The following is a 12710-nucleotide window of genomic DNA, read 5'->3' on the forward strand; positions in this document are numbered from 1 at the left end:
GGCGGCGTAGGCTGAAATCCCAACCTGAATGACGGAAGCATTCGTGAAGATCCTACCCCTGCTCGCCCTGCCCCTGCTCCTGGCCGCCGCATCCGCCCAGGCCTCCTCCACGCTGCGCTGCGAAGGCGGTGGCCTGATCAGCCAGGACGACAGCACCTCGCAGGTGCAACGCAAGTGCGGCGACCCCGCCAGTCGCTCCAGCCTGGGCTACCGCGAGAAGGTCGATCGCTACGGCAACACCAGCGAAGTGCTGGTGGAAGAGTGGGTCTACGGGCCGCGCAACGGCATGTACCAGTACCTGCGCTTCGAAGGGAACAAGCTGATCAAGATCGAGAGCAAGCGTGGCGACTGACAGCCATGAACCGGCAGTGCTAGGCTCTGCCACCCATTTTTCCCCGGACAGGATGCCCACCATGAAGAGATTGCTGTTTTCCCTGCTTGCGCTGCCGGCCCTGCTGCTGGCCCACGAAGCATCCGCCGCCACCTTCCGCTGCGGCAGCGCGCTGGTCAGCGAGGGCGATCGCGCCGTCGAGGTGCAGCGCAAGTGCGGCGACCCCGTCAGCCGCAACCTGATCGGCTACTCCGAGACCCGCAGCGGGCGCCAGGAGATGCAGGTGGAGGAATGGGTCTACGGGCCGGTCAACGGCATGTACTACTACCTGGACTTCATCGGTGGCCGCCTCAACTCGGTGGAAAGCAAACGCGACTGACCCACCCCTGAATCCGATCCGCGACAAGGACGTCCCGCTTGGTCATTCTCCCCGCCGAACACCCGCTGGACTGGAAACGTCCGCCCGTCATCACCCTGCTGCTGGTCATCCTCAATACGCTGATCTACCTCGCCTACCAGGGCGGTGACAGCGAACGCACCGAGGTCGCCACGCGGCTCTATCTCGACGGGGGCCTGCTCAACCGCGAACGCGCACTGTTCATCGAGAGCCTGGCGCAACGCCATGAGCTGGACGCCGACGAACGCCACGGCATCGACGCCGCGCGCCGCCAGGACCTGGCCGGCTACGTGCTGCGCGACCTGGAGTTCGAGGACCAGCTGCACCGCTCCGCCGCCTACCAGGCCGACCCCGCCTGGCAGAAGGCACGCGCGAGCGCCGAGGCGGCCCGCGACCGCATCAGCAGCTACCGCTTCGGCTTCGTGCCCAAGCGCTTCACCGTCGAAGGCCTGTTCGGTGCGATGTTCCTGCACGGCAGCTTCGATCACCTGCTGGGCAACATGATTTTCCTGTTCATCTGCGGCTTCGCCCTGGAGCGGGCCCTGGGCCGCACCGCCTACCTGGCGCTCTACATCACCAGCGGCCTGGCCTCGCACCTGCTCTGGTGGGCCCTGGACCCGGGCTGGGTGCCCGGCATCGGCGCATCCGGCGCGGTCGCCGGCCTGATGGGCATGTACATCGGCGTGTACGGGCTGAGGAAGATCAACTTCTTCTACTGGCTGGGCCCGCTGATCGGCTACTTCAAGGCTCCCGCGCTGTGGATCCTGCCGATCTGGATGGGCAAGGAGCTCTATGGCCTGTTGCTGGCCAACGACCACGTCAACTACTACGCGCACCTGGGTGGGCTCGGTTTCGGCTTCCTTGGCACTTGGCTGCCCCGCCGCCTGGGCGGGCTCAAGGTGGACGAGCAGTACCTGGCCAAGGAGGACCCGGACGCGCCCTTCAAGCGCGAGCTGGCGGCACTTGACCAGTTGATCGGCCGCTTCGCCCTGGACCAGGTGCCGGCCCGTGGCCTGGACCTGCTGAGCCGCTATCCCGGCCGCCTCGAACTGCTCGAACGCCTCTACCCGGTGGCCAGGACCCGCAACGATGCACCGTTGATGAGCGCCGTGCTCAAGCAGCTCTTCGCCCTGCCCAACCCGAACCTCGCCCACTCGCTGCTGTGCCGTCTGGCCGATGATGCCGGCGATGCGCAGAACCGCCTGTTGCAGCACCCAGCCATCCAGTTGCACCTGCTACAGGGCTTGCTGAAGGTTGGCGAAGGGCCGCGGGCGTTGGCCCCGTGGCGTGCCCTGGGCCGGGCTGCCACGCCGCCGGCCCAGCTTCCCGGCCTCACCCTGATGCTGGCCAAGCAACTCGGCCAACGCCGGGACCTGCGCGGCGTCGCCGAGCTGGCCAGCTTCATGCGCAAGGCCTTTCCCGAAGCCGAGCAGACGCACCAGTTGGGCCTGTACCAGCAACACCTGGCGCGCTGAGCCTCTACGCCCTACCCGACCGCCGCGCATCGCCCAACAAAAAGCCCCGGGTGGCGGCCCGGGGCTTTTCGTCGATCGTCTGGATCAGAGCTTGCTGCTGAAGTCGCGCAGCTCGTCCTGGGCCTTTTCCTTGGTCCAGCCATAGCGTTCCTGCAGCTTGCCGACCAGGTATTCGCTGTGGCCTTCGGCCACGTCGATGTCGTCGTCGGTGAGGTTGCCCCAGCGCTCCTTGAGACGGCCGCTGAGCTGCTTCCACTTGCCTTTGATGATGTCGGAATTCATGGCGCTCTCCTTCCTTCGCATGCCGGCCGCCCGATCATGGGCGACCGGCCACAGGGGTTATTCAGCGGATTTCAGGCCGTCGGCCGATACCGCGGTAACACCCTTGATGGTCTTGGCGGTGCTGATGGCCAGGTCGCGCTCGGCGTCACTGGCGACCACACCGGAGAGCGAAACGACGCCCTTGTTGGTTTCGACCTTGATGTCCAGGGCGCTGAGGTTCTTGTCAGCCAGGAAGCTGGATTTCACTTTGCTGGTGATCCAGGTATCGGAAACGGCCTCTTCAGCCTTGTTCACGGTTTCGCTGGCAGCCAGCATGGTGGGCTGTGCAGCGAAGGCGGTGCCGGCCAGCGGCAGGCTCAGGGCAGTAGCGGCTACGGCAGCGAGGGTCCACTTGTTGAAAGACTGTTTCATGGTTGTTCTCCTATGTTCTACAGGTCTCTGCAGCGTTGTCCTGTCTGCAGTCACTGTAGATATCGCAAGGCCTGTGCCAAGCCGGAGAACAAAAATTAAACCTTATTTATCAGTCACTTAGTCAAACAAGCCAAACGCGACCTACTTGCAGATTGCAATTTCCAGCCAAGCGGCACGTGCACTTTGCACGATCGATCCATTCAGTGGGACGCGAGCCGATCGAGCGTCGACTCCAGCGCCCCCACCTCCTCCAGAAGCGGAGTGCCGGGGTAGCGCGTCCGGATATAGCCCAGGAGCTTGCGCGCCGGTTCCACCTGCCCGAGGCCCTCGGCGAAGCCGCGCGCGGCCAGGAGGTAGGCTCGAGGAATGAAGGGGTAGTCGGGGAAGCGCTGGTGCAGATTGCGCAGCAGGCTGAGCCCCTCGCGCACCTTGTGGCGATCGATCAGCGCGCCGGCGATACGCTCGCAGACCTGGGCATCCGCCGGCATGTAGTCCGCCTGCAGCTGGCGGGCGTTGAGCAGGGCGGTGGCGCCGAGGGGAGCGTTCAGCCGCGCCGCCAGGGGCAGGTAGTGCTCGAGGTGCCGCAGGCAGCGCGAGCGGTCGTTGAGGCCGAACAGCAGCTGGTGGAAGCGCTCGTTGAGCTTGAGGTCGTCGGGGTCGCGCTGCAGCGCCTGGGTCAGGGTTTCCAGCGCGGTGCCGCTCTGGCCCTCCTTGATGCGCACCTCGGCCTCGGCCAGGGCGCGGCGGCGTCGCCACTCTGCGGCAGGGAAGCCTTCCTGGGCGCCCTCCTCGGCGATGGCGAAGCCCAGGGCACCCTGATACTGGAAGACCGCATAGCCCATCATGCTGCACATCACCACGCCGAAATAACCGAACAGGAAGGCGGCGATGGGCAACAGCACCACACGGGGCAGCCCGTGGGAGAGCAGGTAGGTGACGTAGTCCGGCGACTGCCAGAGGGCGAAGAGGAAGATGCAGAGGATGAGGTAGCGCCAGCCCATGGCCTTGATCACCTCGCCCAGCTGTTCGGGGCTCAGCGCCGCACCCAGCTCCTTATTCAGCGCCAGGCGGATGATGCTGGCGGGCATCAGCAGCATCAGGCCGATGTTCACCGCCCAGAACAGGGCTTCGCTCTGGAAGTCGGCGGCGAGCCAGAGCACGCCGAAGGCGACGAGGAAGACCACCAGTTGCTTGATGAACAGCGAGAACCCCTCGCCGACGAAGGCCGTGGCCAGGCCCGGGGCTTCACGCCCGCCTTCGCTGGCAGCCTCGATGACGCTGTGGAAGTACTTGGTGGCGATGCTGAACAGTGCGATCCAGAGGATCAGCGAGCGCGGCATGAACAGGCTGGCCAGGGCCAGAAGCCCGGCGAAGGCCAGGGGGCCGGTCTGCAGGCCGTAAAGAAAGAACTGGGGAATGCGCTCCCAGAAGGGCTGGGCGGTGTTGGCTGCGCCGAGGAAATGCAGCGGCGCCCGGCACAGCGGGCAGGCCGGTGACTCATTGGGCTCGTCGGCATTGAGCGGGATGCAGCAATCGCCGAAGTGGCGCTCGCAGGGCGGGCAGTGCCAGGTGGCAGGCTGGGCCTGGTGGTACTTGCAGAAGGTCTTGTCCATGACCTGGCTTCCTTGGGTCGGATACTGGCGGCGCGCCATTTTCCGGGAAAAAAAAGAGGGCCCGCAAGGGGCCCTCTCTCATTTACCGTCGCCTGGGCTTAGACGCCCGAAGCTTCAGCCGCTTCCACATCTTTCATGGAGAGCTTGATGCGGCCGCGGTTGTCCACGTCCAGCACCAGTACCTTCACTTCCTGGCCTTCCTGCAGGACGTCGGTGACCTTGTCGATGCGCTTGTCGCTGATCTGCGAAATGTGCACCAGGCCATCTTTGCCCGGGAGGATGTTGACGAAGGCGCCGAAGTCGACGATGCGCTCGACCTTGCCGACGTAGACCTTGCCGATCTCGGCTTCCGCGGTGATGCCCAGTACGCGCTGGCGCGCGGCCTCGGCAGCTTCCTTGGTTTCGCCGAAGATCTTCACGCTGCCATCGTCTTCGATGTCGATGGAGGCCTTGGTCTCTTCGCAGATGGAGCGGATGGTGGCGCCGCCCTTGCCGATGACGTCACGGATCTTGTCGGTGTCGATCTTCATCGCGATCATGGTCGGGGCGTTGGCCGACAGCTCGGTACGCGACTGGCCGATGACCTGGTTCATCTGGCCGAGGATGTTCAGGCGCGCTTCCAGAGCCTGCTCCAGGGCGATCTCCATGATCTCTTCGGTGATGCCGTTGATCTTGATGTCCATCTGCAGCGCGGTCACACCCTTGGCGGTACCGGCTACCTTGAAGTCCATGTCGCCCAGGTGGTCTTCGTCACCCAGGATGTCGGTCAGGACGGCGAACTTGTCACCTTCCTTCACCAGGCCCATGGCGATACCGGCTACCGGTGCCTTCATCGGCACACCGGCGTCCATCAGGGCCAGGGAGGCGCCGCAGACGGAAGCCATGGAGCTGGAACCGTTGGATTCGGTGATTTCCGATACGACGCGGATGGTGTAGGGGAACTCGTCGCTCTTCGGCAGCATGGCTGCGACACCACGACGGGCCAGGCGGCCGTGACCGATCTCGCGACGGCCGGCGCTGCCCATGCGGCCGCACTCGCCCACGGAGAAGGGCGGGAAGTTGTAGTGCAGCATGAAGCCGTCTTTGCGCTCGCCTTCCAGGGTGTCCAGCAGTTGGGCATCACGGGCGGTGCCGAGGGTGGCAACGACCAGGGCCTGGGTTTCGCCACGGGTGAACAGGGCGGAACCGTGGGTCTTGTCGAGGACGCCGACTTCGATCTTCAGCGGACGTACGGTGCGGGTGTCGCGACCGTCGATGCGCGGCTTGCCGTTGACGATGTTCTCGCGGACGGTGCGGTATTCCAGGAGGCCGAAGGCGTCCTTCACTTCACCGGCGGGGAACTGACCGGCTTCTTCGCCAGCGAAGCGGGCGACGACCTGGTCACGCAGCTCGCCGAGGCGGTTGTAGCGGTCCTGCTTGATGGTGATGGTGTAGGCCTGGGAGATAGCCTCGCCGAACTCGGTCTTGATGGCGTTGAGCAGGGCGGTGTTCTCGACCGGGGCGGTCCAGTTCCAGGTCGGCTTGCCGGCTTCGGCTGCGAATTCCTTGACGGCGTTGATAACGGCCTGGAATTCCTGGTGGGCGAACAGCACGCCACCGAGCATCTGGTCTTCGGTCAGTTCCTGGGCTTCGGACTCAACCATCAGCACGGCGTCCTGGGTACCGGCAACGACCATGTCCAGGCTGGAGGCCTTGAGCTGCTCGTAGTTCGGGTTCAGCAGGTAGCCGGTGCTCTCGTGGTAGGCCACGCGGGCGGCGCCGATCGGGCCGGCGAAGGGGATGCCGGAGATGGCCAGGGCAGCGGAAGTACCGATCATCGCGGCGATGTCCGGATCGGTCTTCTTGTTGGTGGAGACGACGGTGCAGATGACCTGCACTTCGTTGAGGAAACCTTCCGGGAACAGCGGGCGGATCGGACGGTCGATCAGGCGCGAGGTCAGGGTTTCCTTCTCGGAAGGACGGCCTTCACGCTTGAAGAAACCACCGGGGATGCGGCCGGCTGCGTAGGTTTTTTCCTGGTAGTGGACGGACAGCGGGAAGAAGCCCTTGCCCGGATCGGCCTGCTTGGCGCCGACCACGGTCACCAGCACGGTGACGTCTTCGTCCATGGTGACCAGAACGGCACCGGAAGCTTGACGGGCGATGCGGCCAGTCTCGAGGGTTACGGTCGATTGACCGAACTGGAATTTCTTGATTACCGGGTTCACGGTGTCTTTACCTTCTCTTTGTTGCCTTTGGGGGAAATCTGCGGAAGGCACGGGAATCGGCCCGTCGTCCTCCTCGAAAAAAGCCTGAAGCTGGAAGCCAGAAGCTGGAGGCAGGGCCAAGGCCCCGCTTCCAGCTTCCGACTTCCAGCTTCCAGCTCGAGTGCGTCTTAGCGACGCAGACCCAGACGACCGATCAGGGCGCTGTAACGAGTGGTGTCCTTACCCTTCAGGTAGTCCAGCAGCTTGCGGCGCTGGTTGACCATGCGGATCAGACCACGACGGGAGTGGTGGTCTTTGCCGTTGGCCTTGAAGTGATCCTGCAGCTTGTTGATGTTGGCGGTCAGCAGTGCAACTTGCACTTCCGGAGAACCGGTGTCGCCTTCAGCTTGCTTGTACTCGTTAACGATCTGGGCTTTCTCAGTAACGCTCAGTGCCATGATGGGCTTCCTCTGAGGTAATAGGCCGGGAACGAATCCCGTGTTTTAAAGGGAGGAGTGACCGTGCCTATTAACAGCCACCCTCGAATCGGTCATTCCGACCGAATCAGTCGACGCGGCGCTACACGCCCGTCATCGCTCACTTCACCGATGCCGATGAAGCGACCGTTGTGGTCCTGCACCCGCAGCATGCCGAACTTCGGCGCCTCGGGAGCCCTTACCGGCTGGCCATGCAGCCAGTAATAGGCACTGTGTTCGCTCAACTGGACCAGGGGCCAATGTTCCAGGCCGCTGTCCTCGGGCAGGAGGAACCGGTCCAGTGCCTCGTTGCCGCCTTCGGCGTGGGCTTTCTCCAGCTCATCCAGGGTGATGGCCTGGGCCAGCGAGAAGGGGCCTGCCTGGGTACGACGCAGTTCCGCCACGTGCGCCCCGCATCCAAGCACCTGGCCGAGGTCTTCGACCAGGGTACGGATGTAGGTGCCTTTGCTGCAGGCCACGGCGAATCTCGCCTGGGCGGACTCGAAGGCCAGCAATTCCAGGCGCGCAATAGTAACAGAACGCGCTTCGCGCTCCACTACCTCGCCCGCGCGTGCCAGCTTGTACAGCGGCTGGCCGTCTTTCTTCAGCGCCGAGTACATCGGGGGTATCTGCTTGATTTCGCCACGGAAATCAGCGAGACGGGCCTCGATATCGGCACGACCGACGGTCACCTCGCGACGCTCGAGGACTTCGCCTTCCGCATCCCCGGTGGTGGTGGTGACGCCGAGCTGGGCCAGGGTCTCGTAGCCCTTGTCGGCATCCAGCAGGTACTGGGAGAACTTGGTCGCCTCGCCGAAGCACAGCGGCAGCACGCCGGTGGCCAGGGGATCGAGGCTGCCGGTATGGCCGGCCTTCTCGGCATTGAGCAGCCAGCGCACCTTCTGCAGGGCCTGGTTGGAACTCATGCCACGGGGCTTGTCGAGAATCAGGATGCCGCTGACATTGCGGCGGATGCGCTTCACCTGGGCCACGGTTATTCCTCGCTGTCGCCCTGGTGCTTGCGATCCTCGGCCACGGCACGCTCGATGAGCGCCGACAGCTCGACGCCGCGACGGATGCTGGCGTCGTAGTTGAAGTGCAGCTGCGGCACGGTGCGCAGCTTCATCGCACGGCCCAGCTGCATGCGCAGGAACCCGGCGGCATCGTTGAGGATGTCGGTGTTCTGCTTGATGACTTCGGCGTTGTCGTCCTGGCCCATCACGGTGATGAACACCTTGGCGTGGGACAGGTCACGGGCCACGTCGCAACCGGTGATGGTCACCAGGCCCAGGCGCGGGTCCTTGATTTCACGCTGGATCAGCAGTGCCAGCTCGCGCTGCATCTGATCGCCGATACGTTGGGTACGGCTGTATTCTTTTGCCATTTCCTGCTACCTGCACTCTCCCCCGGGCCTAGAAACCAGGGGGTTCAAAAGCGGCAAACGCCCGGCCGAGCGGAAGCTGGACCGGGCGTTGCGTATTGCAGCTCGCGCTTAGAGGCTGCGAGCCACTTGGACCTTCTCGAACACTTCGATCTTGTCGCCGACCTTGACGTCGTTGTAGCTCTTCACGCCGATACCGCACTCCATGCCGGCACGCACCTCGGACACGTCGTCCTTGAAGCGGCGCAGGGATTCCAGTTCGCCTTCGAAGATCACCACGTCGTCGCGCAGTACGCGGATCGGACGGTTGCGGTGGACCATGCCCTCGACAACCATGCAGCCCGCGATCGCGCCGAACTTCGGCGAGCGGAACACGTCGCGCACCTCGGCGATACCCAGGATGTTCTCCCGGACGTCGCTGCCGAGCATGCCGGACAGTGCTTTCTTAACGTCTTCGATGATGTCGTAGATGATGTTGTAGTAGCGCAGGTCCAGGCCTTCCTGCTCGACGATCTTCCGGGCGCCCGCATCGGCACGCACGTTGAAACCGAACAGTACGGCGTTGGAGGCCAGCGCCAGGTTGGCGTCGCTCTCGGTGATACCACCGACGCCGCCACCGACGACACGCACCTGCACTTCGTCGTTGCCGAGATCCGACAGCGCGCCTTGCAGGGCTTCCAGGGAACCACGGACATCGGACTTGAGGACGATGTTGAGCGTCTTCTTCTCGTCCTGGCCCATGTTCTCGAAGATGTTTTCCAGCTTGCCGGCATGCGCGCGGGCCAGCTTGACCTCGCGGAACTTGCCTTGACGGAACAGGGCCACTTCGCGGGCCTTCTTCTCGTCGCTGATCACGGTCAGCTCGTCACCCGCATCCGGGGTGCCGTCCAGGCCGAGGATCTCGACCGGGATGGAGGGACCGGCTTCCTTGATGGGCTTGCCGTTCTCGTCGAGCATGGCACGGACGCGACCGAAGTTGACGCCGCAGAGGACCATGTCGCCCTGGCGCAGGGTACCGTCCTGAACCAGTACGGTGGCCACCGGGCCACGGCCCTTGTCCAGGCGGGACTCGACCACGACACCACGGCCGGGGGCCGACGGGGTGGCTTTGAGTTCCAGGACTTCGGCCTGCAGCAGCACGGCTTCCAGCAGCTCATCGACACCGGTACCGACTTTCGCCGAGACGGGTACGAACTGGGTGTCGCCGCCCCACTCTTCCGGGATCACGTCACGACCGGCGAGGTCGTTCTTGATACGGTCGAGGTCAGCTTCGGGCTTGTCGATCTTGTTCACCGCGACCACGATCGGCACGCCAGCCGCTTTCGCGTGCTGAACGGCTTCTTCGGTCTGCGGCATCACGCCGTCGTCCGCCGCCACCACGAGGATGACGATGTCGGTCGCCTTGGCACCACGGGCACGCATCGCGGTGAACGCGGCGTGGCCAGGGGTGTCGAGGAAGGTGACCATGCCACGGTCGGTTTCGACGTGGTAGGCACCGATGTGCTGGGTGATGCCACCGGCTTCGCCCGCGGCGACCTTGGCACGACGGATGTAGTCGAGCAGCGAGGTCTTGCCGTGGTCGACGTGGCCCATGACGGTCACGACCGGCGCGCGGTGGATGGCTTCACCTTCGAACTTCAGGGACTCGGCCAGTTGCTCTTCCAGTGCGTTCTCGCTGACCAGCTTGACCTTGTGGCCGAACTCTTCCGCGATCAGCTGGGCCGTTTCCTGGTCCAGCACCTGGTTGATGGTCACCGGGGTGCCCATCTTGAACATGAACTTGACGACTTCCGCGCCCTTGACGGTCATCTGCGCAGCCAGTTCGGCCACGGTGATGGTCTCGCCGATATTCACATCACGCACAATCGGTCCTGTCGGGCTCTGGAACCCGTGCTGGTTGCGCTTCTTGAGCTTGGACTTGCCACCACGACCGCCACGACGGTAGCCGTCGCTTTCCTCTTCGGTGCTGCGCGGGGCGACACGCGGAGCCGGAACCTTTTCCTTCTCCTTGACGGAGGGGCGGTGCTGCGTGTGCTTGCGATCACGGCGCTCGTCTTCGTCACGAGCCTTCTCGGGACGGCGCGGCTCTTCCTTCTTGCGATCGTCGGCGCCTGCGGCAGCGGCAGGAGCCGGAGCAGCGGCAGGAGCGGTCGCTTCGGCGGCCACGGCGGCGGCAGGTGCTGCATCGCCGCCGCGAGCGGCTTCCAGGGCACGGGCATCGGCCTGGCGACGGGCGTCTTCTTCGGCCCGGCGCTTGGCTTCTTCCTCGGCCTTCAGGCGCGCGGCTTCTTCAACGGCACGCTGCTCTTCGAGCTCGCGCTGCTTCTCGGCCTCGATCTCGTCGGGGCTGCGTTTCACGTACGTCTTCTTCTTACGTACTTCGACGCTGATGGTCTTGCTACCGGCCACTCTCAGCGTAGTGGTGGTCTTGCGCTGCAAGGTGATCTTGCGGGGCTCTTCCAGCCGTTCGCCGTGACTGCCCTTGAGATGCGCCAGCAGCGCCTGTTTCTCATTGTCAGTCACAACTTGCTCGGCGCTGGTGTGCGGCAACCCTGCCTCACGCATCTGCAACAGCAGGCGCTCCACCGGTGTGTCGACCACTTGGGCCAGTTCTTTCACCGTGACTTGCGTCATGCACTTCTCTCCTCAGGCCGCGACTGCTTACTCGAACCAATGGGCTCGGGCGGCCATGATCAGCTTGCCGGCACGCTCTTCGTCCATGCCGTCGATGTCGAGCAGGTCGTCGATAGACTGCTCGGCCAGGTCTTCGCGGTTGACTACGCCACGTACTGCCAGCTCAACAGCCAGCTCTTTGTCCATGCCTTCGAGAGCAAGCAGGTCGTCCGCCGGCTGAGCGTCAGCCAGTTTTTCTTCAGTGGCGATAGCCTTGGTCAGCAGGCGATCCTTGGCGCGGGCACGCAGCTCGTTGACGATGTCTTCGTCGAAGCCGTCGATGCTCAGCATCTCTTCCATCGGTACGTAGGCGATTTCTTCCAGGCTGGTGAAGCCTTCCTCGACCAGTACCTGGGCCAGTTCCTCGTCGACTTCCAGCTCGTCGACGAAGGCCTGCATGATGTCGCCGGTCTCGGCCTGCTGCTTGGCCTGGATGTCGGCCTCGGTCATCACGTTCAGCGTCCAGCCGGTCAGTTGGCTCGCCAGGCGAACGTTCTGGCCGCCACGACCGATGGCCTGGGCCAGGTTGTCCTCGCCCACGGCGATGTCCATGGCATGGGCATCTTCGTCGACGATGATCGCTGCCACTTCGGCCGGGGCCATGGCGTTGATCACGAACTGCGCGGGGTTGTCGTCCCACAGCACGATGTCGACACGCTCACCGCCCAGCTCGCCGGAAACGGCCTGGACGCGCGAACCACGCATGCCGATGCAGGCGCCTTGCGGGTCGATGCGCTTGTCCTTGGAGCGAACGGCGATCTTGGCGCGGGAACCTGGGTCGCGGGAGGCGGCCATCACTTCGATCAGCTCTTCGGCGATCTCCGGCACTTCGATGCGGAACAGCTCGATCAGCATCTGCGGCGCGGTGCGCGACAGGATCAGCTGCGGACCGCGGTTCTCGGTGCGGATCTCTTTCAGCAGCGCGCGAACGCGGGCGCCGACACGGAAGGTCTCGCGGGCGATGATGTCTTCACGGGCCAGCAGCGCCTCGGCGTTGTTGCCCAGGTCGACGATCACGTTGTCACGGGTGACCTTCTTCACGGTGCCGGAGATGATGTCACCCAGCTTCTCGCGATAGGCCTCGACGACCTGCGCACGCTCGGCTTCGCGAACCTTCTGCACGATCACCTGCTTGGCGGTCTGCGCAGCGATGCGGCCGAACTCGATGGACTCGATTTTTTCTTCTACGAAATCACCGACCTTGGCACCAGGTTGCTTCTCCTGGGCCTCTTCGACGGTCAGTTCGGCCGCGGGGTTTACCTGGTCGTCTTCTTCGACGACCGCCCAGCGGCGGTAGGTGTCATAGCTGCCAGTGTGGCGATTGATCTCCACACGCAGCTCCACTTCATCTTCGAAGCGCTTCTTGGTAGCAGTGGCCAGAGCCAGCTCCAGCGCCTCGAATATCACGCCAGCCGGTACGCCTTTCTCGTTGGATACCGACTCTACAACCAGCAGTACTTCTTTGCTCATCGTACGCCTCGCCTT

Annotated in this window: 12 protein-coding genes; 3 read left to right on the top strand and 9 right to left on the bottom strand. The window is 64.1% G+C overall.

The window, feature by feature from the left end; all coding sequences use genetic code 11:
• Window positions 1–28: 28 nt before the first annotated feature.
• The 3 genes from HSX14_RS26430 (at window position 29) to HSX14_RS26440 (ending at window position 2203) form a co-directional block, all read left to right on the top strand.
• Window positions 29–352 (top strand): DUF2845 domain-containing protein, encoded by a 324-nt coding sequence (locus tag HSX14_RS26430; RefSeq protein ID WP_111260155.1) that lies wholly within the window; start codon window positions 29–31, stop codon window positions 350–352.
• Between the two features lie 61 nt (window positions 353–413).
• Complete coding sequence (locus HSX14_RS26435; RefSeq protein WP_111260156.1) at window positions 414–710, top strand: DUF2845 domain-containing protein; 297 nt, start codon at window positions 414–416, stop codon at window positions 708–710.
• Between the two features lie 38 nt (window positions 711–748).
• A complete protein-coding gene (locus HSX14_RS26440) occupies window positions 749–2203 on the top strand; it encodes a rhomboid family intramembrane serine protease (protein ID WP_173178958.1) in 1455 nt (484 codons plus the stop codon).
• A gap of 84 nt (window positions 2204–2287) precedes the next feature.
• On the opposite strand, the gene HSX14_RS26445 is transcribed toward HSX14_RS26440, so the two are convergent.
• The 9 genes from HSX14_RS26445 to nusA form a co-directional block, all read right to left on the bottom strand.
• Window positions 2288–2485 (bottom strand): CsbD family protein, encoded by a 198-nt coding sequence (locus HSX14_RS26445; RefSeq protein ID WP_021217892.1) that lies wholly within the window; start codon window positions 2483–2485, stop codon window positions 2288–2290.
• Window positions 2486–2542: 57 nt separating this feature from the next.
• Window positions 2543–2896 carry a BON domain-containing protein gene (locus HSX14_RS26450; RefSeq protein WP_173178960.1) on the bottom strand — a complete coding sequence of 118 codons (354 nt, stop codon included), beginning with the start codon at window positions 2894–2896 and terminating at the stop codon, window positions 2543–2545.
• A gap of 200 nt (window positions 2897–3096) precedes the next feature.
• Window positions 3097–4509 (bottom strand): DUF4013 domain-containing protein, encoded by a 1413-nt coding sequence (locus HSX14_RS26455; RefSeq protein ID WP_173178962.1) that lies wholly within the window; start codon window positions 4507–4509, stop codon window positions 3097–3099.
• 98 nt (window positions 4510–4607) lie between these two features.
• Complete coding sequence (gene pnp / locus HSX14_RS26460) at window positions 4608–6716, bottom strand: polyribonucleotide nucleotidyltransferase (protein WP_173178964.1); 2109 nt, start codon at window positions 6714–6716, stop codon at window positions 4608–4610.
• A 167-nt stretch (window positions 6717–6883) separates the two neighbouring features.
• On the bottom strand, window positions 6884–7153 hold the full coding sequence (gene rpsO / locus HSX14_RS26465; RefSeq protein WP_111260160.1) for a 30S ribosomal protein S15: 270 nt from the start codon (window positions 7151–7153) through the stop codon (window positions 6884–6886).
• A gap of 92 nt (window positions 7154–7245) precedes the next feature.
• Window positions 7246–8163, bottom strand: a complete 918-nt coding sequence (gene truB / locus HSX14_RS26470) for a tRNA pseudouridine(55) synthase TruB (RefSeq protein ID WP_173178965.1) — start codon at window positions 8161–8163, stop codon at window positions 7246–7248.
• A gap of 2 nt (window positions 8164–8165) precedes the next feature.
• The gene (gene rbfA, locus HSX14_RS26475) at window positions 8166–8555 is read right to left on the bottom strand and encodes a 30S ribosome-binding factor RbfA (protein WP_173178968.1); all 390 of its coding nucleotides are present in this window, start codon (window positions 8553–8555) and stop codon (window positions 8166–8168) included.
• 108 nt (window positions 8556–8663) lie between these two features.
• Window positions 8664–11186 (bottom strand): translation initiation factor IF-2, encoded by a 2523-nt coding sequence (infB, locus tag HSX14_RS26480; protein WP_111260163.1) that lies wholly within the window; start codon window positions 11184–11186, stop codon window positions 8664–8666.
• 27 nt (window positions 11187–11213) lie between these two features.
• The gene (gene nusA / locus HSX14_RS26485; RefSeq protein WP_173178969.1) at window positions 11214–12695 is read right to left on the bottom strand and encodes a transcription termination factor NusA; all 1482 of its coding nucleotides are present in this window, start codon (window positions 12693–12695) and stop codon (window positions 11214–11216) included.
• Window positions 12696–12710: the final 15 nt, after the last annotated feature.

Origin of the sequence: Pseudomonas tohonis (genome assembly GCF_012767755.2) — a bacterium.
GTDB classification, from domain to species: Bacteria; Pseudomonadota; Gammaproteobacteria; order Pseudomonadales; family Pseudomonadaceae; genus Metapseudomonas; species Metapseudomonas tohonis.

What these genes read in the sequence shown, in the direction of transcription:
- HSX14_RS26430 (WP_111260155.1), top strand. Translation starts at nt 29, where the DNA reads ATGACGGAAGCATTCGTGAAGATCCTACCCCTGCTCGCCCTGCCCCTG.
- HSX14_RS26435 (WP_111260156.1), top strand. Translation starts at nt 414, where the DNA reads ATGAAGAGATTGCTGTTTTCCCTGCTTGCGCTGCCGGCCCTGCTGCTG.
- HSX14_RS26445 (WP_021217892.1), bottom strand. Translation starts at nt 2,485, where the DNA reads ATGAATTCCGACATCATCAAAGGCAAGTGGAAGCAGCTCAGCGGCCGT.
- HSX14_RS26450 (WP_173178960.1), bottom strand. Translation starts at nt 2,896, where the DNA reads ATGAAACAGTCTTTCAACAAGTGGACCCTCGCTGCCGTAGCCGCTACT.
- HSX14_RS26455 (WP_173178962.1), bottom strand. Translation starts at nt 4,509, where the DNA reads ATGGACAAGACCTTCTGCAAGTACCACCAGGCCCAGCCTGCCACCTGG.
- rpsO (WP_111260160.1), bottom strand. Translation starts at nt 7,153, where the DNA reads ATGGCACTGAGCGTTACTGAGAAAGCCCAGATCGTTAACGAGTACAAG.
- rbfA (WP_173178968.1), bottom strand. Translation starts at nt 8,555, where the DNA reads ATGGCAAAAGAATACAGCCGTACCCAACGTATCGGCGATCAGATGCAG.
- infB (WP_111260163.1), bottom strand. Translation starts at nt 11,186, where the DNA reads ATGACGCAAGTCACGGTGAAAGAACTGGCCCAAGTGGTCGACACACCG.
- nusA (WP_173178969.1), bottom strand. Translation starts at nt 12,695, where the DNA reads ATGAGCAAAGAAGTACTGCTGGTTGTAGAGTCGGTATCCAACGAGAAA.